This is a genomic window from Pantoea sp. B566 (assembly GCF_024793925.1).
Classification (GTDB): Bacteria; Pseudomonadota; Gammaproteobacteria; order Enterobacterales; family Enterobacteriaceae; genus Pantoea; species Pantoea ananatis.
This window is the reverse complement of the sequence record NZ_JANUQL010000003.1, coordinates 593,215-616,872: the sequence shown is the minus strand read 5'-3', so window position 1 is coordinate 616,872 and position 23,658 is coordinate 593,215. Positions and strand designations below refer to the sequence as shown.

At 51.7% G+C, this 23,658-nt stretch carries 22 protein-coding genes, 2 tRNA genes and 3 other RNA genes; 13 read left to right on the top strand and 14 right to left on the bottom strand.

Features of this window, described 5'->3' with window-relative positions; translation table 11 throughout:
• Positions 1 to 30: 30 nt before the first annotated feature.
• On the bottom strand, positions 31 to 1,029 hold the full coding sequence (gene gapA / locus NYE92_RS04610) for a glyceraldehyde-3-phosphate dehydrogenase (protein WP_014593833.1): 999 nt from the start codon (positions 1,027 to 1,029) through the stop codon (positions 31 to 33).
• Positions 1,030 to 1,369: 340 nt separating this feature from the next.
• On the opposite strand from gapA, the gene msrB reads away from it, so the two are divergent.
• Positions 1,370 to 1,780, top strand: coding sequence for a peptide-methionine (R)-S-oxide reductase MsrB (msrB, locus tag NYE92_RS04605; RefSeq protein WP_259018628.1), 411 nt, complete (start codon positions 1,370 to 1,372; stop codon positions 1,778 to 1,780).
• A gap of 2 nt (positions 1,781 to 1,782) precedes the next feature.
• Positions 1,783 to 2,064, top strand: a complete 282-nt coding sequence (locus NYE92_RS04600) for a YeaC family protein (protein WP_013025984.1) — start codon at positions 1,783 to 1,785, stop codon at positions 2,062 to 2,064.
• Positions 2,065 to 2,147: 83 nt separating this feature from the next.
• Here NYE92_RS04600 and pncA read toward each other — a convergent pair whose 3' ends face one another.
• From pncA to sppA, 3 genes are all read right to left on the bottom strand, one after another.
• Positions 2,148 to 2,756, bottom strand: coding sequence for a bifunctional nicotinamidase/pyrazinamidase (gene pncA, locus NYE92_RS04595; RefSeq protein ID WP_013025983.1), 609 nt, complete (start codon positions 2,754 to 2,756; stop codon positions 2,148 to 2,150).
• 16 nt (positions 2,757 to 2,772) lie between these two features.
• A complete protein-coding gene (gene ansA / locus NYE92_RS04590) occupies positions 2,773 to 3,786 on the bottom strand; it encodes an asparaginase (protein ID WP_013025982.1) in 1,014 nt (337 codons plus the stop codon).
• A gap of 85 nt (positions 3,787 to 3,871) precedes the next feature.
• The gene (gene sppA / locus NYE92_RS04585; protein WP_014605713.1) at positions 3,872 to 5,734 is read right to left on the bottom strand and encodes a signal peptide peptidase SppA; all 1,863 of its coding nucleotides are present in this window, start codon (positions 5,732 to 5,734) and stop codon (positions 3,872 to 3,874) included.
• 173 nt (positions 5,735 to 5,907) lie between these two features.
• On the opposite strand from sppA, the gene NYE92_RS04580 reads away from it, so the two are divergent.
• From NYE92_RS04580 to NYE92_RS04570, 3 genes are all read left to right on the top strand, one after another.
• Positions 5,908 to 6,459, top strand: a complete 552-nt coding sequence (locus NYE92_RS04580; RefSeq protein ID WP_013025980.1) for an NAD(P)H nitroreductase — start codon at positions 5,908 to 5,910, stop codon at positions 6,457 to 6,459.
• Between the two features lie 249 nt (positions 6,460 to 6,708).
• Positions 6,709 to 8,625, top strand: a complete 1,917-nt coding sequence (locus NYE92_RS04575) for a DNA topoisomerase III (protein ID WP_014593831.1) — start codon at positions 6,709 to 6,711, stop codon at positions 8,623 to 8,625.
• Complete coding sequence (locus NYE92_RS04570; protein WP_013025978.1) at positions 8,625 to 8,921, top strand: YnjH family protein; 297 nt, start codon at positions 8,625 to 8,627, stop codon at positions 8,919 to 8,921. The genes NYE92_RS04575 and NYE92_RS04570 overlap by 1 nt, the downstream gene beginning before the upstream one ends.
• 35 nt (positions 8,922 to 8,956) lie before the next feature.
• Here the strand turns inward: NYE92_RS04570 and xthA are convergent, their stop codons facing one another.
• The 8 genes from xthA to NYE92_RS04530 all read right to left on the bottom strand — a co-directional run bounded on the left by xthA (position 8,957) and on the right by NYE92_RS04530 (position 12,077).
• Entirely contained in the window at positions 8,957 to 9,763 is an 807-nt protein-coding gene (gene xthA, locus NYE92_RS04565; RefSeq protein WP_022623226.1) for an exodeoxyribonuclease III, read from the bottom strand.
• Between the two features lie 112 nt (positions 9,764 to 9,875).
• A non-coding RNA gene (locus NYE92_RS04560) (RtT sRNA) lies at positions 9,876 to 9,988 on the bottom strand.
• A gap of 41 nt (positions 9,989 to 10,029) precedes the next feature.
• A non-coding RNA gene (locus tag NYE92_RS04555) (RtT sRNA) lies at positions 10,030 to 10,157 on the bottom strand.
• Between the two features lie 41 nt (positions 10,158 to 10,198).
• Positions 10,199 to 10,326, bottom strand: a non-coding RNA gene (locus tag NYE92_RS04550) — RtT sRNA.
• Between the two features lie 41 nt (positions 10,327 to 10,367).
• Positions 10,368 to 10,452, bottom strand: a tRNA-Tyr gene (locus NYE92_RS04545).
• Positions 10,453 to 10,487: 35 nt separating this feature from the next.
• Positions 10,488 to 10,572 (bottom strand) — tRNA-Tyr (locus NYE92_RS04540).
• 144 nt (positions 10,573 to 10,716) lie between these two features.
• Positions 10,717 to 11,565: a formyltetrahydrofolate deformylase gene (gene purU, locus NYE92_RS04535; RefSeq protein WP_013025975.1), complete on the bottom strand. Its 849-nt coding sequence runs from the start codon at positions 11,563 to 11,565 to the stop codon at positions 10,717 to 10,719.
• A 56-nt stretch (positions 11,566 to 11,621) separates the two neighbouring features.
• Positions 11,622 to 12,077: a YchJ family protein gene (locus tag NYE92_RS04530; protein WP_072138097.1), complete on the bottom strand. Its 456-nt coding sequence runs from the start codon at positions 12,075 to 12,077 to the stop codon at positions 11,622 to 11,624.
• A 97-nt stretch (positions 12,078 to 12,174) separates the two neighbouring features.
• Between NYE92_RS04530 and rssA the strand changes: the two genes are divergently transcribed.
• The 5 genes from rssA to NYE92_RS04505 all read left to right on the top strand — a co-directional run bounded on the left by rssA (position 12,175) and on the right by NYE92_RS04505 (position 17,690).
• The gene (gene rssA, locus NYE92_RS04525; protein ID WP_014593828.1) at positions 12,175 to 13,086 is read left to right on the top strand and encodes a patatin-like phospholipase RssA; all 912 of its coding nucleotides are present in this window, start codon (positions 12,175 to 12,177) and stop codon (positions 13,084 to 13,086) included.
• A 99-nt stretch (positions 13,087 to 13,185) separates the two neighbouring features.
• On the top strand, positions 13,186 to 14,202 hold the full coding sequence (gene rssB, locus NYE92_RS04520) for a two-component system response regulator RssB (protein WP_013025972.1): 1,017 nt from the start codon (positions 13,186 to 13,188) through the stop codon (positions 14,200 to 14,202).
• 195 nt (positions 14,203 to 14,397) lie between these two features.
• The gene (gene galU, locus NYE92_RS04515; RefSeq protein WP_014593827.1) at positions 14,398 to 15,306 is read left to right on the top strand and encodes a UTP--glucose-1-phosphate uridylyltransferase GalU; all 909 of its coding nucleotides are present in this window, start codon (positions 14,398 to 14,400) and stop codon (positions 15,304 to 15,306) included.
• Between the two features lie 21 nt (positions 15,307 to 15,327).
• On the top strand, positions 15,328 to 16,668 hold the full coding sequence (locus NYE92_RS04510; protein WP_013025970.1) for a UDP-glucose/GDP-mannose dehydrogenase family protein: 1,341 nt from the start codon (positions 15,328 to 15,330) through the stop codon (positions 16,666 to 16,668).
• A 14-nt stretch (positions 16,669 to 16,682) separates the two neighbouring features.
• A complete protein-coding gene (locus NYE92_RS04505; RefSeq protein ID WP_014593826.1) occupies positions 16,683 to 17,690 on the top strand; it encodes an NAD-dependent epimerase in 1,008 nt (335 codons plus the stop codon).
• 84 nt (positions 17,691 to 17,774) lie between these two features.
• On the opposite strand, the gene hns is transcribed toward NYE92_RS04505, so the two are convergent.
• Positions 17,775 to 18,182 carry a histone-like nucleoid-structuring protein H-NS gene (gene hns / locus NYE92_RS04500; RefSeq protein ID WP_014605719.1) on the bottom strand — a complete coding sequence of 136 codons (408 nt, stop codon included), beginning with the start codon at positions 18,180 to 18,182 and terminating at the stop codon, positions 17,775 to 17,777.
• Between the two features lie 415 nt (positions 18,183 to 18,597).
• On the opposite strand from hns, the gene tdk reads away from it, so the two are divergent.
• On the top strand, positions 18,598 to 19,221 hold the full coding sequence (gene tdk, locus NYE92_RS04495; protein ID WP_176697735.1) for a thymidine kinase: 624 nt from the start codon (positions 18,598 to 18,600) through the stop codon (positions 19,219 to 19,221).
• A gap of 32 nt (positions 19,222 to 19,253) precedes the next feature.
• Positions 19,254 to 19,388: a mediator of RNA polymerase II transcription subunit 1 gene (locus tag NYE92_RS04490; RefSeq protein WP_246871566.1), complete on the top strand. Its 135-nt coding sequence runs from the start codon at positions 19,254 to 19,256 to the stop codon at positions 19,386 to 19,388.
• Positions 19,389 to 19,453: 65 nt separating this feature from the next.
• Here the strand turns inward: NYE92_RS04490 and adhE are convergent, their stop codons facing one another.
• Entirely contained in the window at positions 19,454 to 22,141 is a 2,688-nt protein-coding gene (gene adhE, locus NYE92_RS04485; protein ID WP_259018627.1) for a bifunctional acetaldehyde-CoA/alcohol dehydrogenase, read from the bottom strand.
• A gap of 437 nt (positions 22,142 to 22,578) precedes the next feature.
• On the opposite strand from adhE, the gene NYE92_RS04480 reads away from it, so the two are divergent.
• Complete coding sequence (locus NYE92_RS04480; protein WP_013025965.1) at positions 22,579 to 23,226, top strand: YchE family NAAT transporter; 648 nt, start codon at positions 22,579 to 22,581, stop codon at positions 23,224 to 23,226.
• Positions 23,227 to 23,658 lie beyond the last annotated feature (432 nt).

Genomic DNA, 23,658 nt, shown 5'->3' with positions numbered 1-23,658 from the left:
GTCACCCTTATTCTCTAGTGTCTGGCTGCCTTATTTAGCAGAAACCAGCGCAATCAGGTCGAGAACTTTGTTTGAATAACCGGTTTCGTTATCGTACCAGGAAACCAGTTTAACGAAGTTGTCATTCAGCGCGATACCCGCTTTCGCATCGAATACTGAAGTCAGCACTTCGCCGTTGAAGTCGGTAGAAACCACGTCGTCTTCAACGTAGCCCAGCACGTCTTTCATTTCGCCTTCTGCTGCTGCTTTGATGGCTGCACAGATTTCTTTGTAAGATGCGGCTTTTTCCAGACGAACGGTCAGGTCAACAACAGAAACGTTTGGCGTCGGAACGCGGAACGCCATACCTGTCAGCTTGCCATTCAGTTCTGGCAGCACTTTACCTACGGCTTTGGCCGCACCGGTAGAAGAAGGGATGATGTTCTGAGACGCGCCACGACCGCCACGCCAGTCTTTGTGAGACGGGCCATCAACGGTTTTCTGCGTTGCAGTCGTTGCGTGAACGGTGGTCATCAGACCTTCCACGATACCGAACTTGTCATTGATCACTTTAGCCAGTGGTGCCAGGCAGTTAGTGGTACAAGAGGCGTTAGACACGATGTCCTGGCCCTGGTATTTGTCGAAGTTTGCACCACGAACAAACATTGGGGTGTCATCTTTAGACGGACCGGTCAGAACGACTTTCTTAGCACCCGCAGTGATGTGCTTACGTGCCGTCTCGTCGGTCAGGAAGATACCGGTTGCTTCAGCAACAACGTCAACGCCGACTTCATCCCACTTCAGGTTAGCCGGATCTCTCTCAGCGGTAACGCGGATTTTCTTACCGTTAACAACCAGAGCGCCGTCCTGTACTTCAACGGTGCCGTCGAAGCGGCCGTGAGTAGAGTCGTACTTCAGCATGTACGCCATGTAATCAGCGTCCAGCAGGTCGTTGATAGCAACGATTTCGATGTCAGAGCGCTGTTGAGCAGCACGGAAAACGATGCGACCAATACGGCCAAAACCGTTGATACCTACTTTGATAGTCATATATTCCACCAGCTAGTTGTTAGTGAATAAAAGGTTGGCTGTAAAATTACAAAAACCTTACCAGGCGTCAAGCGGAATCGTGTCAATTGTTGCGACAGGTCAATCCACCAGACAGGAATTATTGGGGCCGCAACCGCTTGCACTCAGCGGTAAACGGCGTGCTCTGTTGAATTTTTCGCCGAATATATAGGGATATACCAGAGAAAAGGTGATCGAGTTCACAAATCCACCTTGTGAGATACTGACTGAAGGGTTGAGCACAAAATAAGACCCGATTAATGTTGATCGTTTGTTAGAATACTAGTCGATTTTTACAGAATGACATCCCGGAATTGCTCAAATGCCTAAAGAAACCGCACCCGAAGCAAAAATTGCCCAACTGACTGAGATGCAACGCTATGTGACGCAACAGCGAGGAACGGAGCCGCCTTACAGCGGTGCCCTGCTGCATAACAAGCAGGAAGGAATTTATCACTGCCTGGTCTGCAATGCGCCGTTGTTTTTGTCTGATACCAAGTACGATTCAGGTTGTGGCTGGCCGAGTTTTTATCAGCCAGTAAGCGATGAGGCCATTCGCTATCTGGAAGATAATTCCCATGGTATGCAGCGCATCGAAATCCGCTGTGGCAGCTGTGATGCGCACCTGGGGCATGTTTTCCCGGATGGCCCCCAGCCGACAGGCGAGCGTTACTGCGTCAATTCTGCCTCGCTGAACTTTACAGATCAGCGAGGTGAGGAGACCCAAGGATAATCATGAAACAGCAACTTGAAGCCATGCTTGAAGCCCTGACGCCAGAAATTTATGAGCGTCTTGTTGTGGCCGTTGAAACCGGAAAATGGCCGGACGGCGTAGCGCTTACCCAGCAGCAGCGTGATAATAGCCTGCAACTGGTGATGATGTGGCAGGCACGTCATAACGATGCACCTCAGCATATGACCATCGGAAAAGACGGTGAGATGGTCACCAAATCGAAAAGGCAACTGAAAGAAGAGTTTGGTATCGAACCAGACGTCACGCGTATCAACCTGCATTAAGTCTGATAAGGTGCTTCTGTCAGGGTGCTGACAGAAGCGTTTAGCGTGGATGACGGGCTGGCACGCTGCCAGCCCGTAGCACGTCAGACAATGACCGCACCCTGGGCGGCCATCTGGGCCAGTGCGATGTCGCTGTCTTCAGGATTCAAATTCACCCCGCGGCAGCCTTCGGCGACCACGTCCACCTGATAGCCCAGTTCCAGTGCATCCAGAACGCTGTATTTCACACAGTAATCGGTTGCCAGCCCCAGCATAACCAGATGGCTGATGCCGCGTTCACGTAACCAGCTGTCCAGCTCCGTTTTACGGCGATGGCCGTTATCAAAAAAAGCGCTGTAGCTGTCGACATCCTGATCCTGGCCCTTGTGAAAAACAGCATCAAACAGGCTGCGATCGAGACCAGGATGAAAATCAGCGCCCGCCGAATGCTGAACACCATGATCGGGCCACCAGATTTGAGGCAAACCGTTGAGCTCACCCAAGGTATAAACCGGCTCGCCCGAGACAGAAGCAAAGCTGCCATGATTGGCCGGGTGCCAGTCCTGCAAGGCCACTACGCATTCGCCTTTCTCATGAAAGGCACGGGCATAGCGATTTGCTACCGCGACGGTGTGATCGCCTTCTCTCACGGCCATTGGGCCGCCGGGGCAGAAGTCGTTCTGAATATCGATAATGATCAGTGCCCGTTTCATTCCCGTTTGCTCCGTTTTAGTCTTCTGTCAGTTCGCCACGCAGGTTTTGCTGCATTTTGGCACGGATTTGCTCGCTTGAAAGATCCTGACTTAACAGATAGTGAAGTTTGGTCAGGGCCGCTTCTACCGTCAGATCAAAACCGCTGATCACGCCTGCATGCTCCAGCGCATTGCCCGTCGCGTAGCCGCCCATGTTAACTTTGCCGGAAATACACTGCGTCAGGTTAACGACCACAATGCCGCGCTCGCTGGCCTGCTGCAGTTCAGAGAGAAACTCAGCGTTCTGCGGCGCATTACCCACGCCATAAGAGCGCAGAATAAGGGCTTTAACCGGCTGGCGCAGGAAGTTGCGCACCACATCGGCGGAAATACCGGGGTAAATGGTAACCACGCCAATAGGCTGTGGCGTAATGGTATGAACGATGAGTTCACCTTTCCCCTGTGGCGCGGGTGGCGTGTTCAGACGACGAATGTGGATGCCGGCTTCCAGCAGCGCAGAAAGGTTGGGTGAGGCAAAGGCATTAAACCCGTCAGCATGCGCTTTTGTGGTGCGGTTACCGCGATAGAGCGTGTTATTGAAAAACAGCGTCACTTCATTAACCGGATAGTTAGCGGCGACATAGAGTGAATTTAGCAGGTTTTGCTGACCGTCCGAGCGCAGTTCTGCCAGGGGGATTTGCGAGCCGGTTACGATGACAGGCTTGGCCAGGTTCTCCAACATAAACGACAGGGCGGAGGCGGTAAAAGCCATGGTATCTGTGCCATGCAGAATCACAAAACCGTCGTAGCGATCGTAATTACGCCGGATATCTTCGGCAATTGACTGCCAGTCCTGAGGCGTCATATCGGACGAGTCGATCAGGGGCTGATATTCGTGAATCGTAAAGTCAGGCATTTCCGGGCGATGGAATTCCGGCATTTTTGCCAGCTCTTGCTGCAGGTGACCTGAAACCGGAATATAACCTTGAGCGGAACGTTGCATACCGATAGTACCGCCCGTATAGGCAACGTAAATGTTTTTCTTTTGCATAGGTGTACTCAGACTTGCCGTAAAACGCGCAGTATAAGGGCAATGGCAGGGAAAAGCAGCCCGACCAGCGGTCGGGCTGAGAGGTTTATCGCACTTCGCCGCAGGTCAGGCAGAAGGCATAGCGGTTTTGTGGATCGTTAAGATGGTCGAACAGGCCAGGCTGACGTCGCATTGCACTCATTACGTCGAACATCGGCGCAGGCAGCCAGGCTTTGATCGGGTCAGGCAGAACAGCCTGCACGGAGGCATTCATTTGATTGAGCATCAAATCAATAAAGCCGGGATCTTCCTGGTACCAGTCAAGCTGCGGCTGGGAAACCTTCGCCAGTTCAGCGGCTTTTTTCACTGCGTCATCAAAATCCCCCAGCGCATCGACCAGGCCATTGGCTTTCGCATCACTGCCGGTCCACACATGTCCCTGGGCGATGGCGTCAATTTGCTCCGGCGTTTTGTGACGCGAGGCGGCAACCAGACCAACAAAGTTGTGATAGCCGTTTTCGATGGTCAACTGCATAAGCTGTTGAACTTCGGGGGGCAGCGCCTTAGTGCTGGCGACGTCCGCCAGAGGCGATGTCGCCACGCCGTCCGTGTGCACACCAATACTGGCCAGACTGTTCTCCAGGGTATTAATTACGCCGAAGATGCCAATAGAGCCGGTCAGGGTACTCGGGCTGGCGATGATGTAGCTGGCTGGCGTTGAAATCCAGTATCCACCGGATGCCGCCATGCCGCCCATTGAGACCACTATCGGTTTCCCGGCCGCTTTCGCTGCAGCCAGTTCGGCACGGATGGCCTCCGAGGCCGTCACGCTACCGCCCGGGCTGTTGACCCGAAGAATGATCGCTTTGATTTTCGGATCCAGGCGTGCATCACGAATCTGCGCCGCCGTGGTATCGCCCCCGACGTTGCCCGGCGTTTCATCGCCATCCATGATGGCGCCGCTGGCCATGATCACGGCAATATTGCCTTTCTGCTGAGTGGCGTCCGGTTTCACGTTGTAGTCATAAATACTGACGCTGCGATAATCGCTACTCTGCTTATCGAAACCAAAGGTCTTGATTAACATCTGATCGGCATCGGCCCGTGAACCCAGAACGTCGACCAGTTTGTTATCCAGCGCGTATTGACCCGTATCACCTTTAACGGCCTGCAGGCCGGCGATAATGGCCGTTGCACCAGGGAACAGCTGCTCAGGCGTAATCTGACGGTTAGCCGATACGGTGTTCAGGTAATTTTGCCAGAGTTGGCCAACCCAACGGGTATCCGCATCGCGCGCTGCAGGTGACATATCGTCGCGCAGGAAAGGCTCAACGGCAGACTTATAGGTTCCAACACGGAAGACGTGTGAATTGACTTTCAGCTTTTCAAGCAGCGTTTTGTAGTACAACCCGTTGGTGGCGAAACCATGCAGGTCAACCGTACCCTGAGGCGAGAGGTAGATTTTAGTTGCATAGCTTGCAAGGTAGTACTGAGCCTGGCTGTAGCTGTCGCCCAACGCATAAATCGGCTTACCGCTTTCCCTGAATTCGCGCAGCGCTTTGCCCACATACTGCAGCGAGGGCTGATCGCCACCGGCAAAGTCACGCAGGTCCAGCACCATGCCTTTGATATTACTGTCATCCTTTGCCTGACGAATCGCATCGACCACGTCAAACAGGGAGTTTTCCTGCAGTCGGTCGCTGCTGGTGCCTAACAGTTGACGGCCAATTTTGCTCAGGCGATTACTGACGGAAGGCTTATCGACCAGCACACCGGTCAGGTCAACTTTTAACGCACCTTGCTGTATGGGAGCAGAATGACTGCCTGAACCACTGACCTGAAGCCAGATCCCGACACACACGACAATTAAAAAAATCAGGAACAAATTAAGAATTAATTCCCTGATAAAGTTCAGCACTCGCCAGATCCCGCGGAACAGGCCAGCAATTATTCGCCACAATGTGCGCATCACACTCTCCATATTGATATAACCGGAAATCGCCGCTTAGCGGTCCAGGTCTCCGTTGACGACCTCATCCTAAAGAGCGGCGAAACAAAAGTCAGCAGGAAATCACCCTGGACTGTTACAAAAAATCCACCTGTGCCAGGATTACGCATGCTTTTACCCCACTGGAGAAAAACATGGATGCACTTGAATTACTGGTTAATCGCCGTTCGGCTTCCCGTCTGGCGGATCCGGCCCCCGGCGGCGAGGCGCTGGATAACATTCTGCGCGCAGCCATGCGCGCGCCCGATCACGGCACCTTACAACCGTGGCGCTTTATCATAGTTGAAAACAGTGGACGCGATCGCTTAAGCCAGCTCCTGGAAAAGGCGGCACGTGACAATCAACTGGATGACAAGGCCATCAATAAAGCCAGCCAGGCCCCGTATCGTGCCCCAATGATCATTACGGTTGTGGCCCATTGTGAACTGAATCACAAGGTGCCACGCTGGGAGCAAATTGCATCTGCAAGCTGTGCCGTGATGGCTATGCAAATGGCCGCGGTCGCACAGGGATTTAATGGTATCTGGCGAAGTGGGGCCTGGACTGACGATCCCCAGGTACGCGAGGCCTTTGGCTGCCGTGAGCAGGACGCGATTGTGGGCTTTCTCTATTTAGGCACGCCCCAGCTGAAATCCAACACCACCGTGATACATCCCGACACTGCGCCGTTTGTGCGCTATTTCTGATCGCCCCTGAGCGGGTTTGCGCGGTTATTGTGCGAACAGTTCAGCATTGAACCCGGCGCGCTTATCAGCCGCGCGCCGCCAGGCTACCATAGCGCTGCTTCATCTGGCAGCGCATACTCTCTTCCAGCCTGTGCGCATGATGTAACCGTTCTTTGGACTGAGGCGCAGGCATCATGTTGCCGACTGTTTGTTGACCGGTAGTGCGTTGTCATCATTGTTGTTTGCTGACGTTAAGGATTACCCGATTTAATGCGTTTGTTTATTGCAGAGAAACCCAGCCTTGGACGGGCCATTGCCGATGTACTGCCTAAACCGCACCGGCGTGGTGAGGGCTTTATCGCCTGCGGCAATGACCAGATTGTCACTTGGTGCGTGGGGCATTTACTGGAGCAGGCGCAGCCTGATGTGTACGACAGCCGCTATGCGCGCTGGTCGCTGGTCGATCTGCCGATTATTCCTGAAAAATGGCGTTTGCAGCCGCGTCCTTCGGTGGCAAAACAACTCAAAGTGGTGGAAGGCTTACTGGCCCAGGCCGATGAAGTGGTGCACGCCGGCGACCCGGACAGGGAAGGCCAGCTGCTTGTGGATGAAGTGCTGGATTACCTTCAGCTTCCCGCTGAGAAACGCAGTAAAGTGCAGCGCTGTCTGATTAACGATCTCAACCCACAGGCTGTGGAGCGGGCTATCAACCGGCTGCGTGAGAATCGCGAATTTATTCCCCTCTGCGTGTCCGCGCTGGCGCGAGCACGTGCCGACTGGCTTTACGGTATTAATATGACCCGCGCCTGGACGCTGCTGGGCCGGAATGCGGGCTATGATGGCGTGTTGTCCGTTGGACGCGTACAAACGCCGGTGTTGGGGCTGGTGGTGCGACGGGATGAAGAGATCGCGAATTTCGTCCCGAAGGATTACTTTGAAGTGAAAGCGCACATCGTCACGCCGGATGAGAGCCGGTTTACCGCGAACTGGATCCCCAGTGAAGCCTGTGAACCCTGGCAGGATGAAGAAGGTCGCCTGCTGAAACGCTCACTGGCGGAACATGTGGTGGCGCGCATCAGCGGTCAGCCCGCTATCGTTACCGCCTACAGTGACAAGCGAGAAAACGACATTGCGCCGTTGCCGTTTTCACTCTCCAGCCTGCAAATCGAGGCGGCAAAGCGCTTTGGTTTGAGTGCACAGGCGGTGCTGGACATCTGCCAGCGGTTATATGAAACCCACAAGCTGATCACCTATCCACGTTCTGATAGCCGCTACTTACCCGATGAGCATTTTGCCGGCCGTCATGCGGTGCTCAATGCGATCCAGTCCCATCAACCCGATCTTACTCCACCAGCAGACTTTGATGCAGATCGAAAAAATCGCTGTTGGGATGACAAAAAAGTGGATGCGCACCACGCCATTATTCCTACCGCGCGCGCCAGCGCAGTGAAACTTAATGAAAACGAACAGCAGATTTATGGACTGGTTGCGCGTCAGTATTTGATGCAGTTTTGTCCGGATGCCGTGTTCCGCAAATGCACCATCGATCTGGATATCGCGGGCGGTAAATTCGTGGCTAAAGCGCGCTTTCTGGCGGAGGCGGGCTGGCGTGCGCTGTTGGGTGGCAAAGAGCGCGATGAAGAAAACGATGGCATGCCGCTGCCTGTTGTAGCGAAAGACGATGAGCTGCTGTGCGAGCGGGGTGAGGTGCTGGCGAAACAGACACAACCGCCACGCCACTTTACCGACGCGACCTTGCTTTCGGCCATGACCGGCATTGCGCGCTTTGTGCAGGATAAAGAATTAAAGAAAGTGCTGCGTGCGACCGATGGTTTAGGAACGGAAGCCACGCGCGCAGGCATTATTGAATTACTGTTCCGTCGTTCGTTTTTGCATAAGAAAGGGCGCTATATTCATTCTACTGATGCAGGCAAAGCGCTGATCCACTCGCTACCGGATCTCGCCGCCAGGCCGGACATGACGGCGCAATGGGAATCAACCCTGACGCGTATCAGTGAAAAGGCCTGTCGCTATGATGAATTTATGCAACCCCTGGTGCAGACGCTGAGCGGGCTTATTCAGCAGGCGCGACAGCAGCCCTCGGGACAGGCGTTTCGTGGTTTACCGTCCACCGGCCAAAAACGTCCACCGCGTAAAGCAGGGCGTAAAACGAAGGAAACTGAATAATGAGTAAATCAGCCTGGCTAATTCTGGTTGCAATGGCTGCCTGCAGCCCCGCGCATGCTAACTATCATCAGCAGGGCGCGGCAGGTGGCACCAATACCGATGTGATCGTGGATATGCCACCGGAAGTCTGGACGCAGGGGCAAAACCGTCAGCAAAACTGTCTGCAGTGCTGTATTTTTGAAAACCGAAATTACACAGAAGGCGCAGTGGTGAAATCGGAAGGTGTCCTGCTTCAGTGCGCGCGCGATGAGAAGTCGTTGGGAACCAATAATCTGATTTGGAAAATAGTGAAATAAGGACGCGTGGCATTTCACCACGCGTCAGGATCCTGTCAGAAGCGGAAGGTTGACCAGACCGGCGCATGATCGGACGGTTTTTCCATACCGCGAATCTCGTAATCGATGCCTGTTTCAATACAGTGTGAGGCCAGCCCGGTGCTGGCCAGCAGCAAATCGATACGCAGACCGCGATTGTCATCAAAGCCTTTTGAACGGTAGTCGAACCACGAAAACCGATCGTTAATCTCAGGGTTTTGTGCCCGCCAGGTATCAACAAGGCCCCAGCTGAGCAGGCGATCCATCCATTCACGTTCTTCCGGCAGGAAAGAGCATTTACCGGTACGCAACCAGCGCTTGCGACTGTCTTCTCCAATACCGATATCGAGATCGGTGCTGCTGATATTCATATCACCCATGATCAGCACCGGCTTATCGGCCGCCAGGCTGTCGCTCAGGTAGCTTTGCAAATCGCGATAAAACTTCTCTTTCGCCGGAAATTTTGTCGGATGGTCACGGCTCTCGCCCTGGGGGAAATAGCCGTTAATTACCGTAATATCGCCAATCGGGCTGGGGATCTCCGCCATGATCAACCGACGCTGAGCATCGTCGTCATCGCCCGGGAAGCCGCGTCGCACGGATACCGGCTGGACTTTTGTCAGCAGCGCCACGCCGTAGTGCCCTTTTTGACCATGGTAAAACACGTTGTAGCCCAGCTTAGCCACGTCTTCTAAGGGGAACATATCGTCATGAACTTTGGTCTCCTGCAGTCCGATGACGTCCGGCTGATGTTTTTCTACCAGCGCTTCAAGTTGGTGAGGGCGAGCCCGCAAGCCGTTAATGTTGAATGAAATAAATTTCATGAGATGACCTTCAGCGAATGATAGGCAGGATGGTAGCGATTTTTACAGGAAAAGTCATGGCAGAGCAGGGCAATTTCAGCGAGTGGTGGACAGGCTCAGTCAGAAAGCGGGAAGCGGGTTCAAGAGGATGATTTCACCCTGCGGGCCGCGCTGACGCGCGTTGTCTCGCGCTGCTCGACCCGAACCTTAGTCGAAGGTTCTCATCCCTCTCCCCAGATAACTATGATGGTTTGGTTTTTTTGGGCAGAAGGGCAGAATTTTCGTGATGGTGGTGGGAGAAGGATTATTCGGCGCGTTGCGCCTCACCCTGCGGGCCGCGCTGACGCGCGTTGTCTCGCGCTGCTCGACCCGAACCTTAGTCGAAGGTTCTCATCCCTCTCCCCGAAGAAGATGGTGATTGAGATTATCTTGGACAGATCAGGAGAATATTTAAGATGGTGGTGGGAGAAGGATTATTCGGCGCGCTGCGCCTCACCCTGCGGGCCGCGCTGACGCGCGTTGTCTCGCGATGCTCGACTCGAACCTTAGTCGAAGGTTCTCATCCCTCTCCCCGAAGAAGATGGTGATTGAGATTATCTTGGGCAGATCAGGAGAATATTTAAGATGGTGGTGGGAGAAGGATTCGAACCTTCGAAGTCTGTGACGGCAGATTTACAGTCTGCTCCCTTTGGCCGCTCGGGAATCCCACCGGGGATGATATGTGTGTTCAGGCAGCAGGTTCAGATGGTGGTGGGAGAAGGATTCGAACCTTCGAAGTCTGTGACGGCAGATTTACAGTCTGCTCCCTTTGGCCGCTCGGGAATCCCACCAGGGACTGAATTGTTGTGCTCTGAAGCGGGGCGCATCATACCAAATGCGCCATGGCTGTAAAGCGACGACTGGCAAATGGTGAATCGTTTGCCCACTTTTTGCCCGTAGCGCTGGAATGTCAGCCAATCCAGCGCCGTTTACGCTTAAAGAATAATCGTGCGGTTACCATAAACAAAAACACGCTGGCCCAATACTTTATCCAGCGCGCGGCTCAGCACGTTTTTTTCGACGTCGCGTCCGGCCCGCATCATCTCTTCGGCGGTGTAACTGTGATCGACATTAATCACGTCCTGCATGATGATCGGACCTTCATCAAGGTTATCGTTAACGTAGTGTGCCGTTGCGCCAATGATTTTCACACCACGTTCGTAAGCCTGATGGTAAGGCCGTGCGCCGATAAAGGCCGGCAGGAAAGAGTGGTGAATGTTAATAATCTGATTTGGGTAGCGCTGCACAAAGCCCGGCGTCAGCACGCGCATGTATTTGGCAAGCACCACATAATCGGGCTGATAACGATCAATCTCGTCCGCCATGCGGTTGTCATGCTCTTCGCGCGACAAGCCTTCGTGGCTGACCAGAACAAACGGAATATCGAAACGCTCTACCAGCGAACGCAACGTGTCGTGATTACCGATAACGGCGGCGATTTCCATATCGAGGCCGCCAAACGCACTCTTCATCAGCAGGTCGCCAAGGCAGTGTGCTTCTTTGGTAATGAGAATAACAACACGGCGACGGCCTGCGCTATGCAGTTCACGCACTGAACCTTGCGGAAGGGCACTGTCGAGATCGGCCAGCAGGGTGGTGTCGTTAAAAATCCCCTCCAGCTCTGTGCGCATAAAAAAACGCCCGGTGCGATGGTCAACAAACTCATTGTTTTGCACGATATTCAGTTCGTGCTTGTAACAAATATTGGTGATTTTGGCGATCAGACCTTTTGCATCGGGACAAATGGTTCGTAAAACTTTTCTTTGCATGGTTTGCGCTTGCATCTCAATCAGAGTCCTGTCAAAGCATTAAGGGTAAAACCGTTACGCAGGCAACTGCCTTAGCCGCAACATTTTTTGTATTTTTTATCGGCGCCACAAGGACAGCGATCGTTACGCCCAATGGCGGGCGTCACTCCGTCTACATAGTACCAGCGTTGATCCTCGCGAAGAAAGCGTGAACGTTCGTACATTGCCCGATCGGCGCCGTTTTCACGATAACGGGCGAAAAAAGTAACAAACGATTCGTCATCATTGCGCCCCGGTTCACGCTGCGTGATGTTCAGGCTCAGCCATTCAGTACCAGCAAAACTTTCAGACAACAGTCCCGCAAGTGCCGGATCGCGCCGGGTAGGATGCCAGGTAGACACCAGGTAGTTGACGTCATGTTTGACATAAGCGCAGTAGCGAGAGCGCATAAGTTGTTCAGCTGATAAGGGAATTTCTGCTCCTTTAACAAAGGGCTGACAACATAGGCTATACTGCTTGCCGCTACAGCAAGGGCAAGATTCGGACACACTTTCTCCTGTTAATCACAGTCGTTGTTGATGATATCGTTTACTTTATCTGACCCATGCTTATGACGCTACGTATTGACGCCAGGAACCGAGCAAGATGAGAAAGCAAAAGATTGGATTGGCTCTGGGTTCCGGTGCCGCCAAAGGATGGGCGCATATCGGCGTCATCGAAGCGTTGGAAAGCGCAGGCATTGAAATTGACGTAGTCGCCGGGTGTTCAATCGGTGCCCTGGTCGGTGCGGCTTATGTCAATCACCGCTTGCCCCACATGAAAAAATGGGTCAGCGCTTTTAGCTACTGGGATGTGATCCGCCTGATGGATCTCTCCTGGCAGCGCGGCGGACTCCTGCGCGGTGAACGCGTATTCAACCATGTCCGCCAGCTCATCACGAATGATGCGCTTGAGTCATGCCATAAGCCCTTTGGCGTAGTGGCGACCAACCTGAGCACCGGGCGTGAATTATGGCTCACTGAGGGAGAATTGCATCAGGCGGTTCGCGCTTCCTGCAGTATGCCAGGTTTATTACCACCGGTCGGCTACAATGGATATTGGCTGGTAGACGGTGCCGTGGTGAATCCGGTGCCGGTTTCGCTAACGCGCGCACTGGGCGCTGATGTGGTTATTGCCGTCGATCTTCAACACGATGCACACCTGATGCAGCCTGATTCAATGGTGCTGACGCCGCAGAGTTCTGAAGAACATGCCGCGGCTGTCGCACTGAATCTTGACTGGCGCGGAAAGCTGCGCCAGAGGCTGGTCAGTTTTACCCAGCGACGGGCATCACAAGTGCCGGGCGCGATGGAGATCATGGCAACATCCATTCAGGTCCTGGAAAATCGCCTGAAGCGAAACAGGATGGCAGGCGATCCGCCCGATGTGCTTATCCAGCCGTTTTGTCCACAAATATCCACGTTGGATTTTCATCGTGCAGAAGAAGCTATTGCGGCTGGGAAGGTTGCCGTTGAGAAACAAATGGATGAATTATTACCGCTGGTCCGTAGAAGATAATCTGGTTGTTCACGCACAGATGTTACTTCGGTCTATTCTGAAAGGCGCAACTGCGTTTTATGAACCACTATTGAATTATCGGGTACGCAGGGGGATGGAATGGAAAAACCACTGATCGGCAAAAAGATACTCATTGTCGAAGATGAGGCCGTTTTCCGTTCGCTTTTAAACCAATTTCTGTCATCGATGGGGGCTGTCACAGTTGAGGCAGAAGATGGCCTCGAGGCTATTGAGCAGCTGAAGCAGCATGCCGTGGAGCTGGTGATTTGTGATCTTGAGATGCCGCGCATGAGCGGTATCGAATTCGTTGAACACGTGCGCAGCCACGGTAACAGCGTCCCGATTTTGATTATTTCCGCCACAGAAAATATGTCCGATATCGCTCAGGTTTTGCGTCTTGGCGTACAGGATGTGCTGCTTAAGCCGCTAAAAAACTTTGAGCGTTTTCGTGAAGCGGTTTACGAATGCCTCTATCCCTCCATGTTTACCTCAAAGGTGGAGGAAGACGAGCAGCTGTTTCAGGACTGGGACGCTCTGGTTCGCGATCCCTCTGCGGCGGCAAAACTCCTTAAAGAACTTCAGCCACCCGTACAACAACGCATTGCTAACTGTCGGATCAACTATCGGCAACTGACGATGGCCGAGCAGCCAGGTCTGGTGCTGGATATTGCGGCGCTTTCGGACAAAGATCTCGCCTTTTATTGTCTTGACGTTACTCGCGCTGGCGACAACGGCGTACTGGCCGCCTTGCTTTTGCGCGCCTTATTTAACGGACTCCTTCAGGAACAGTTATCTGGCCAAAAACAACGCTTACCTGAGCTGAGCAGTCTGCTCAGACAGGTTAATTTGCTGCTGCGCCAGGCAAATCTGACCGGTCAGTTCCCGTTGCTGGTGGGCTACTATCACCGCGGATTAAAAAATCTGGTACTGGTTTCAGCCGGATTAAATGCAACGCTGCACGTTCAGGCCCATCAAATACAACTCAGTAACGGTGTGCCACTTGGCACTATGGGCAGTACACATACTAACCAAATAAGCCAGCGCGCTGATGACTGGCAATGCCATATTTGGGGGGCCGGAGGCCGCATACGACTGATGTTATCGTCTGACCAGTAAACCCGAATGGATAGTTTATTATCTGATGGGAGACAGGGCCAGAAGTTAGCTTTACACTTGGGTAATAGTCTTAAATTCTACGGATAGCGGTCTTCCAGGATAAATCCGTTCACGACTAACTGATATACTCATTTCCGAATTTAAACCGACATATCAAGCATTAAAACTTGAACGGCCTATAAGAGAGGTATTTTGATGTCTGCCTATAAGACCAAAGTAAAAAAAGCGGTAATTCCAGTAGCGGGTTTGGGTACACGTATGTTGCCTGCTACCAAAGCGATTCCAAAAGAAATGTTGCCGCTGGTTGATAAGCCGTTAATTCAGTATGTCGTTAACGAGTGTATTGCTGCGGGTATTAATGAGATTGTGCTGGTTACTCATTCCTCTAAAAACGCCATTGAGAACCATTTTGATACCAGTTTTGAACTGGAGTCTATGCTGGAAAAACGCGTCAAGCGCCAGCTGCTGGACGAAATTCAGTCCATCTGTCCTCCTCACGTGACCATCATGCAGGTCCGTCAGGGCATCGCGAAAGGTCTGGGCCATGCGGTCATGTGTGCACATCCTCTGGTTGGCGATGAACCTGTTGCGGTCATCCTGCCTGACGTGATCATCGACGAATACGAATCTAACCCAACCAAAGATAACCTGGCAGAAATGCTGAGCCGTTACGAAGAGTCTGGCCGTAGTCAGATCATGGTTGAGCCCGTCAGCGATGTGACGGCATACGGTGTTGTGGATTGTCAGGGTGCAGAACTGAATCCTGGTGACAGCGCGCCTATGGTCGGGGTTGTTGAGAAACCTAAAGCGTCTGAAGCGCCATCCAACCTTGCGGTTGTCGGTCGTTACGTTCTGTCTGCGGATATCTGGCCACTGCTGGCGAAAACGCCTCCAGGTGCCGGTGGCGAAGTTCAGCTCACCGACTCCATCGCCATGCTGATGGATAAAGAAACCGTCGAAGCCTATCACCTGAAAGGGGTAAGCCACGACTGTGGTAACAAACTGGGTTATATGCAGGCTTTCGTTGAATATGGTGTCCGCCATCCGGTATTGGGTAAAGAGTTCACTGAATGGCTCAACAATACTGTTAGCGATAAAAAGTAATTTTAAACACAGGATAGCTCAATGAAAGTCACTGTATTTGGTATCGGCTATGTCGGTCTGGTTCAGGCTGCGGTGTTGGCCGAAGTCGGACATGACGTTCTCTGCATTGATGTGGATGAAAACAAGGTCGAGAACCTTAAAAAAGGCAAGATCCCAATTTTTGAGCCGGGTCTGACGCCGCTGGTTATGTCGAATTACGAATCGGGTCGCCTGAAGTTCAGCACTGATGCTGCTCAGGGCGTGAACCACGGTGTAATGCAGTTTATCGCCGTCGGCACGCCGCCTGATGAGGACGGCTCGGCCGATCTGAAATATGTTACTGCCGTAGCGCGTACCATTGCTCAGCACATGACCGATCACAAAGTCGTGATTGATAAGTCAACGGTACCGGTCGGAACTGCTGACAGAGTCCGTGCTGTCATGACAGAAACGCTGCAGGCGCGCGATGCCAACATCAGCTTTGATGTGGTATCCAACCCAGAGTTCCTGAAAGAAGGCGCGGCCGTTAACGACTGTATGCGCCCTGAGCGTATCGTTGTCGGCACCGACAATGATGACGTGGTGGAGCTGTTGCGTGAGCTGTATGAGCCATTCAACCGTAACCACGATCGTATGATTTTGATGGATATTCGCAGTGCAGAACTGACGAAGTACGCCGCTAACTGCATGCTGGCGACGAAAATCAGCTTTATGAACGAAATTTCCAATCTCGCAGAACGTTTAGGTGCGGATATCGAAAAAGTGCGCCAGGGGATTGGTTCTGACTCACGTATCGGCTATCACTTTATCTACCCAGGCTGCGGCTATGGCGGTTCCTGCTTCCCGAAAGACGTTCAGGCGCTGATCCGCACAGCGGAGTCTATTGGTTATACACCGCGCCTGTTGAAGGCGGTGGAAGACGTCAACGACAGCCAAAAGACAAAGCTGCCCACCTTCATTAAACGCCACTTCGGTGACGATCTGAAAGGTAAAACGTTTGCGCTGTGGGGCCTGTCATTCAAGCCCAACACAGATGATATGCGCGAAGCATCCAGTCGCGTGTTGATGGAAACGTTATGGGAAGCGGGTGCCTCTGTTCAGGCGTTCGATCCGGAAGCCATGGACGAAGCGCAGCGCATCTATGGTCATCGCGACGATCTGAAGCTGATGGGAACCAAAGAAGCGGCGCTGCACGGTGCAGACGGCCTGGTGATTTGTACGGAATGGCAAAATTTCCGTGCACCTGACTTTGACGTGATTAAGAGCGCACTGAAAGAACCCGTGATTTTTGATGGACGTAACCTGTATGATCCAGAGCGTATCAGCAAACGCGGCTTCGTTTATTATGCAATCGGCCGCGGAGCATCTATCCAGGCTGTGTGATTAACGAGGGATTTATGAATTTTCTGGTAACCGGCGCAGCAGGCTTTATTGGCTTTCATGTCAGTCAACGCCTGCTGGCCGCCGGTCACCAGGTTGTCGGTCTTGACAACCTGAATGACTACTATGATGTAAACCTTAAACAAGCTCGCCTTGATATCATCGGTGACAATCCATCCTTTACCTTTATTAAAGCCAATTTGGCCGATCGTCAGGCTATTGCCACACTTTTTGAACAGCACAATTTTCAGCGCGTTATTCATCTGGCCGCTCAGGCAGGGGTGCGTTACTCACTCGAAAACCCCCATGCGTATGCCGATGCAAACGTCATTGGGCACCTGAATATTCTTGAAGGCTGCCGCCACCATAAAATCGAGCATCTGCTTTATGCTTCATCCAGTTCGGTTTATGGCCTGAATAACAAGATGCCATTTTCAACAGAAGACAGCGTCGATCATCCCGTGTCATTGTATGCCGCGACGAAAAAAGCCAATGAGCTGATGTCGCATACCTATTCACATCTCTATCAATTGCCTACCACTGGCTTACGTTTTTTCACGGTCTATGGCCCGTGGGGACGTCCGGACATGGCGTTGTTTAAATTCACCCGCGCAATGCTTGCAGGCGAGGCGATAGATGTTTATAACCAGGGGCAAATGAAGCGCGACTTTACTTATATCGATGATGTTGCAGAGGCGGTTATTCGCTTGCAGGATGTTATCCCGCAGGCGGACGCAGACTGGACCGTGGAAACGGGTTCTGCCGCGTCAAGCTCTGCCCCTTATCGCATATATAACCTTGGCAATAGCCAGCCGGTGAGCCTGATTCACTATATTGAAGCGATTGAGAAAGCGTTGGGTGTGAAGGCAAATAAAAATCTGATGCCCATGCAACCGGGGGACGTGCTGGCAACCAGCGCGGACACAACCGCATTATTTAATACCATTGGATTTAAACCCCAAACCGGTGTTGATGAAGGCGTAAGGCGCTTTGTAGACTGGTATCGAAATTTCTATTCAATCTGAAAATAAAAAAAAGGAAGCGATCGCTTCCTTTTTTTTCTGGTGCGGATAATCGTAAAGCTAACAATAAGCGAAACAGGCTAAGCATTACAGCAGAAAGTCGTCTAACTGCTTACCTTGTTCTTCCATGGCTTTCTTGATTGCTGCTGGCGTACGGCCCTGACCCGTCCAGGTTTTGGTCTCGCCATTTTCATCTACAAACTGATATTTAGCCGGGCGGGCAGCACGTTTGGCTTTGCCAGCCGTTTTTGATTCTGAAAGGGTATTGAATAATTCGTTGGGATCGATACCATCCGCTAACAGCATCTCGCGATATTGCTCAAGTTTACGCGCACGCTCTTCGTTTTCAGCTTTAGAGTTTGACTCTTCGTCGCGACGTTCATTTACCACGACGTCCAGTTTTTCCAGCATTTCTTCCAGCGTTTCCAAAGAACACTCTCTGGCCTGGGCACGCAGCGTGCGGATATTATTAAGATTTTTAAGTGCTTCGCTCATTGTCCTGATCTCTGAATAATTAATAGGAGAGTTGTTCTGCCCGCTAATAGTAGTGGTGGAGAAAAATAAGTTCAACATTAAATTAATTTTTAGCTTAAAAAGAGTAAGCGAGGAATTTAATAAATTATTAATTCACCCCGATGAAGTGTGATGTCAGGTGGGTTGAATCAATGAAAAGATTAAGATCTTAGCTGAAAATGCGCTGATACATTATCGGTATAAAAATAATGTTTAATCACACATGTGCTTTAATATTTATCCTGACCTAAAGACCCAATGCCGCATCATATTAACCGCTGCATCATCAATGAGTGATGCTAATCTGAACAGCATAAGGTGAAAATCCCCCCAGCAGCAACCTGTAGATATGGTAAAATCGGCCCTGTTTTTTCATCGTATCCGAGAATCGGCGCAAATGGCTCAACTCTATTTCTACTATTCGGCAATGAACGCCGGTAAATCAACCGCATTATTGCAGTCATCCTACAATTATCAGGAACGCGGGATGCGCACGCTCGTCTATACCGCTGAGATCGACAATCGCTTCGGTGCAGGCAAGGTGAGCTCGCGTATTGGATTATCTTCTCCTGCGGTGCTTTATAATGCAGCCAGCCAGCTTGATGTGGAAATTGCCCAGGAACATGCGCGACAACCCATTCACTGTGTGCTGGTGGACGAAAGCCAGTTCCTGACGCGTGAGCAGGTTAAGGCCTTGTCTGACGTGGTAGATAATCTGGATATTCCCGTACTCTGCTACGGGCTGCGTACCGATTTTCTTGGTGAACTCTTCATCGGTAGCCAGTATCTTCTGGCATGGGCGGATAAGCTGGTAGAGTTAAAAACGGTCTGTCATTGTGGACGTAAAGCGGGCATGGTGCTGCGTCTGGACAGTGACGGTAAACCTTTCAGAGAGGGGGAGCAGGTCGTCATCGGCGGCAACGAACGCTATATCTCCGTATGCCGTAAGCATTATAAAAAGGCGATAGAGCAGGGTTGTTTGCACGCCATCCATGGGGCGCAAACCCCCGTGGGGGACTAAATAGCCCTCAACCAGCGCCAGGCTGCTTATCCATGGCGCTCGTTAAGGGCGCCAGGCGATGCGATCACGGACTCTATCCCTTTTCCCATCCGGCTCAGGTCGATATTCTCTTCACTACGCTGATGCACCAGGCAGCAGTGTTTATCGAAGCGATAAATCCGCCATAAAAAACCCCTTGAGGCACGGGCCAGACAAGGGGTTTCGGCAGCCCGTTCATCGGGCGCGGAGCGGATTAGGCTTTTTTAGCTTTCTTCGCCGCTTTGCTGTCACTGACAGGTTGAGCCTGGGCAGCCTCGGCGGCACTGGCGAACGGCTCGACAAATTTACGTCCGTAGTAGCTGTCCAGCATCAGCTGTTTGAGTTCGGCAATCAGCGGATAACGTGGATTCGCGCCAGTACACTGGTCATCAAAGGCATCATCCGCCAGTTTATCAACTTTCGCCAGGAAGTCTGCCTCCTGCACACCGGCTTCACGAATCGATGCCGGAATACCCAGTTCCGTTTTGATCTCATCCAGCCATACCAGCAGCTTCTCAATTTTCTGGGCAGTGCGGTCGCCCGGCGCGGTGAGACCAAGATGATCCGCAATTTCAGCATAACGACGCCGCGCCTGGGGACGATCGTACTGGCTGAATGCGGTTTGCTTAGTAGGGTTGTCATTGGCGTTATAGCGAATAACGTTGGAAATCAGCAGCGAGTTAGCCAGTCCATGAGGAATATGGAACTCAGAGCCAAGCTTATGCGCCATTGAGTGACAAACCCCGAGGAAGGCGTTCGCAAAGGCGATACCGGCGATGGTGGCGGCATTATGTACACGTTCACGGGCAACCGGATTTTTTGCACCTTCTGCATAGCTCGCCGGTAAGTTCTCTTTAAGCAGCTTAAGCGCCTGCAGGGCCTGACCATCGGAGTATTCATTGGCCAGGACCGACACATAGGCTTCCAGCGCGTGCGTCACCGCATCCAGACCGCCGAAAGCACAAAGTGAACGTGGCATATCCATGACCAGGTTGGCATCAACGATAGCCATATCCGGCGTCAGCGCATAATCGGCCAGCGGGTATTTCTGTCCGGTCGCGTCATCCGTTACCACGGCAAAAGGCGTCACTTCTGAACCTGTGCCTGAGGTTGTCGTAATGGCCACCATGCGCGCTTTCACGCCCATTTTAGGGAACTTATAGATACGTTTGCGAATATCCATAAACCGCAGTGCCAGCTCTTCAAAATGGGTTTCTGGATGCTCATACATGACCCACATGATTTTGGCTGCATCCATCGGCGAACCGCCGCCCAGGGCGATGATCACGTCTGGCTTAAAGCTGTTCATCTGTTCTGCACCTTTACGCACGATGCTTAAGGTGGGATCCGCTTCAACCTCAAAGAAAACTTCGGTTTCGATGCCGTGAGATTTTAAAACGCGGGTGACCTGATCGGCATAACCGTTGTTAAACAGGAAGCGGTCAGTCACCACAAACGCGCGTTTGGCACCGTCAGTGGCGATCTCTTCAAGCGCAATGGGTAAAGAGCCGCGACGGAAGTAAATGGACTTCGGAAGTTTATGCCACAACATATTTTCAGCTCGCTTAGCGACGGTTTTCTTGTTGATGAGATGTTTGGGCCCCACGTTTTCAGAAATGGAGTTACCGCCCCAGGAACCACAACCCAGTGTCAGAGAAGGGGCGAGTTTGAAGTTATATAAATCACCAATACCGCCCTGAGAAGCTGGCGTGTTGATCAGAATGCGGGCTGTTTTCATCTTGTCGCCAAAATAGTGCACGCGCGCTGTCTGATTGTCCTGGTCGGTATACAGGCATGACGTATGACCAATACCACCCATCGCCACCAGTTTCTCCGCTTTGCTGACGGCATCCTGATAACCTTTAGCACGGTACATCGCCAGTGTCGGCGACAGTTTTTCATGAGCGAAAGGCTCTGATTCATCGACCCGTTCAACTTCGCCAATCAGGATTTTGGTTTCACCAGGTACGCTGATGCCGGCCATCTCCGCAATCTTCACCGCAGGCTGGCCCACAATGGCGGCGTTAAGCCCACCGTTTTTTAGAATGATATTTTGTACCGCACTCAGCTCCTGTCCCTGAAGCAGATAGCCACCATGGCTGGCGAAGCGCTCGCGCACGGCGTCGTAGACGGCATCCACCACGATAACCGACTGTTCAGAGGCACAGATCACACCGTTATCAAACGTTTTTGACATCAGGATGGAGGCAACGGCGCGTTTAACATCAGCTGTTTCATCGATGACAACGGGCGTGTTACCGGCCCCCACGCCAATCGCCGGCTTACCTGAGCTGTAGGCCGCTTTAACCATGCCGGGACCACCCGTCGCCAGAATCAGGTTAATATCAGGGTGGTGCATCAACTGATTGGACAGTTCCACTGAAGGTGCATCAATCCAGCCTATAATGTCTTTGGGCGCGCCAGCGGCAATCGCTGCCTGCAGGACAATATCCGCCGCTTTATTCGTCGCATCTTTGGCTCGAGGATGGGGGGAGAAGATAATCCCGTTGCGGGTTTTAAGGCTGATAAGTGCCTTGAAAATCGCGGTGGAGGTAGGGTTAGTGGTGGGGACGATACCGCAAATCAGGCCGATGGGTTCAGCGATGGTGATGGTGCCAAACGTATCATCGGTGTCCAGTACGCCGCAGGTTTTCTCATCCTTATAGGCGTTGTAGATGTATTCAGAAGCGAAGTGATTTTTAATGACTTTGTCTTCAACAATGCCCATGCCCGATTCTGCCACCGCCATTTTAGCGAGTGGAATTCGGGCATCCGCGGCGGCCAGTGCGGCTGCGCGGAAGATGGCATCGACCTGTTGTTGAGAAAAATTGGCGAATTCTTGCTGGGCTTTTTTTACACGTTCAACCAGTGCATTGAGTTCAGCGACATTAGTAACGGCCATTGTGCTCTCCTGAGGAAGTTAAACTTTTTTTAGTAAACAAGCCTGAATCCCTGAGTATAGCCATGGTGCAAACGGCACGGTTTACGGGAATAAAGCAGTGGTTTTTCAATTGTTTACTAAAAGAGCTTCTCTCTGTTTCGAAATAATGAGACCTGCGTTACTGACAGAGAAAGAGTATCGGGTTTGGGAGAGAACAATGATGATTTAGATCAATTTAAACCCAAGCTGACTCCTTTCAGCTCTGTATTCAGGGGGGCCGGGCTGGGGGATAATAAACGCGGCGTAAAAGTAACATCTTCCACAAGATAGTTAATGCGTGGTTAAAGCCACTAAATTGTAAGTAAAATAACAGCATAAATAACTGCTTAGGCATCTGGCGCCCACGGCTTTTTTCACTTACATTAGGCGCGTTTTTCATCTGGGATGGGGAGTTAACCGTGAATCCTGCGTTATTAGATCTGTCTGGCTATATCAAGTTTTTCGTAGGCCTGTTTGCACTGGTTAATCCCATCGGCATCATTCCGGTATTTATTAGCATGACCCGCTATCAGGGCGTGGCAGAACGCAATAAAACCAACCTGACGGCCAACCTCGCGGTGGCGATTATTCTCTGGACCTCGCTGTTTCTGGGCGATGCAATCCTGCATGTCTTCGGTATCTCTATTGACTCGTTTCGCATTGCGGGCGGGATTCTGGTGGTGACCATCGCTATGTCGATGATTAGCGGCAAGCTGGGCGAGGATAAGCAAAATAAGCAGGAAAAAACGGAAACGGCAATTCGGGAAAGTATTGGCGTGGTTCCCCTTGCGCTGCCGCTCATGGCGGGTCCAGGCGCCATCAGTTCGACTATCGTCTGGAGCACACGTTATAACAACTGGCTCAACCTTTTGGGGTTTACCGTTGCGATTGCTGTTTTTGCCTTTAGCTGTTGGCTGCTGTTCCGCGCTGCGCCTTTAATGGTCAGGCTGTTAGGGCAGACAGGGATTAACGTGATTACCCGTATCATGGGATTGCTGTTAATGGCGCTAGGTATTGAATTTGTGGTGACTGGCATCAAGGCAATTTTTCCCGGTCTGGTTGGGTAAACCGACTTATTTAATCGCGCTTAAGAAGAAATGAACCAATAGGGTGCAAAAGACGATTTTTTTGCACCGTATTGATGCAATTATTTATCTCTCTTCACATCCTTCTTCAGTTATCACTTCCGCTAATAACCTTCGCTGCAGCGCCAGTGCTGGCATCGCGGCATGTCACTATATTCACACTATATTCTGCTTTCGCAGCGGAAGTTGGCATGATTAATGCTGGTCTACGTCGCTTAAACCGTTTTTTAAATGATGTGACGGTGTGTATTAACACTACAACAACGCAACGCCAGGGTCTAAATGTTGTTTTTTGGTTAAATTGACATCAAAGTGATGAGATTGTTTATTAATCAGTCTGTTAAGCTATTTTTAGGGCAAAAATTAACACTTCCACTGGGAAAAATCTCATGATAAAAGAGAAACAGGTAACAT

Bases quoted from the DNA above. Each gene is read 5' to 3' on its own strand.
- gapA (WP_014593833.1), bottom strand. From the start codon at position 1,029: ATGACTATCAAAGTAGGTATCAACGGTTTTGGCCGTATTGGTCGCATC.
- msrB (WP_259018628.1), top strand. From the start codon at position 1,370: ATGCCTAAAGAAACCGCACCCGAAGCAAAAATTGCCCAACTGACTGAG.
- NYE92_RS04600 (WP_013025984.1), top strand. From the start codon at position 1,783: ATGAAACAGCAACTTGAAGCCATGCTTGAAGCCCTGACGCCAGAAATT.
- pncA (WP_013025983.1), bottom strand. From the start codon at position 2,756: ATGAAACGGGCACTGATCATTATCGATATTCAGAACGACTTCTGCCCC.
- ansA (WP_013025982.1), bottom strand. From the start codon at position 3,786: ATGCAAAAGAAAAACATTTACGTTGCCTATACGGGCGGTACTATCGGT.
- sppA (WP_014605713.1), bottom strand. From the start codon at position 5,734: ATGCGCACATTGTGGCGAATAATTGCTGGCCTGTTCCGCGGGATCTGG.
- NYE92_RS04580 (WP_013025980.1), top strand. From the start codon at position 5,908: ATGGATGCACTTGAATTACTGGTTAATCGCCGTTCGGCTTCCCGTCTG.
- NYE92_RS04575 (WP_014593831.1), top strand. From the start codon at position 6,709: ATGCGTTTGTTTATTGCAGAGAAACCCAGCCTTGGACGGGCCATTGCC.
- NYE92_RS04570 (WP_013025978.1), top strand. From the start codon at position 8,625: ATGAGTAAATCAGCCTGGCTAATTCTGGTTGCAATGGCTGCCTGCAGC.
- xthA (WP_022623226.1), bottom strand. From the start codon at position 9,763: ATGAAATTTATTTCATTCAACATTAACGGCTTGCGGGCTCGCCCTCAC.
- purU (WP_013025975.1), bottom strand. From the start codon at position 11,565: ATGCAAGCGCAAACCATGCAAAGAAAAGTTTTACGAACCATTTGTCCC.
- rssA (WP_014593828.1), top strand. From the start codon at position 12,175: ATGAGAAAGCAAAAGATTGGATTGGCTCTGGGTTCCGGTGCCGCCAAA.
- rssB (WP_013025972.1), top strand. From the start codon at position 13,186: ATGGAAAAACCACTGATCGGCAAAAAGATACTCATTGTCGAAGATGAG.
- galU (WP_014593827.1), top strand. From the start codon at position 14,398: ATGTCTGCCTATAAGACCAAAGTAAAAAAAGCGGTAATTCCAGTAGCG.
- NYE92_RS04510 (WP_013025970.1), top strand. From the start codon at position 15,328: ATGAAAGTCACTGTATTTGGTATCGGCTATGTCGGTCTGGTTCAGGCT.
- NYE92_RS04505 (WP_014593826.1), top strand. From the start codon at position 16,683: ATGAATTTTCTGGTAACCGGCGCAGCAGGCTTTATTGGCTTTCATGTC.
- hns (WP_014605719.1), bottom strand. From the start codon at position 18,182: ATGAGCGAAGCACTTAAAAATCTTAATAATATCCGCACGCTGCGTGCC.
- tdk (WP_176697735.1), top strand. From the start codon at position 18,598: ATGGCTCAACTCTATTTCTACTATTCGGCAATGAACGCCGGTAAATCA.
- NYE92_RS04490 (WP_246871566.1), top strand. From the start codon at position 19,254: ATGGCGCTCGTTAAGGGCGCCAGGCGATGCGATCACGGACTCTATCCC.
- adhE (WP_259018627.1), bottom strand. From the start codon at position 22,141: ATGGCCGTTACTAATGTCGCTGAACTCAATGCACTGGTTGAACGTGTA.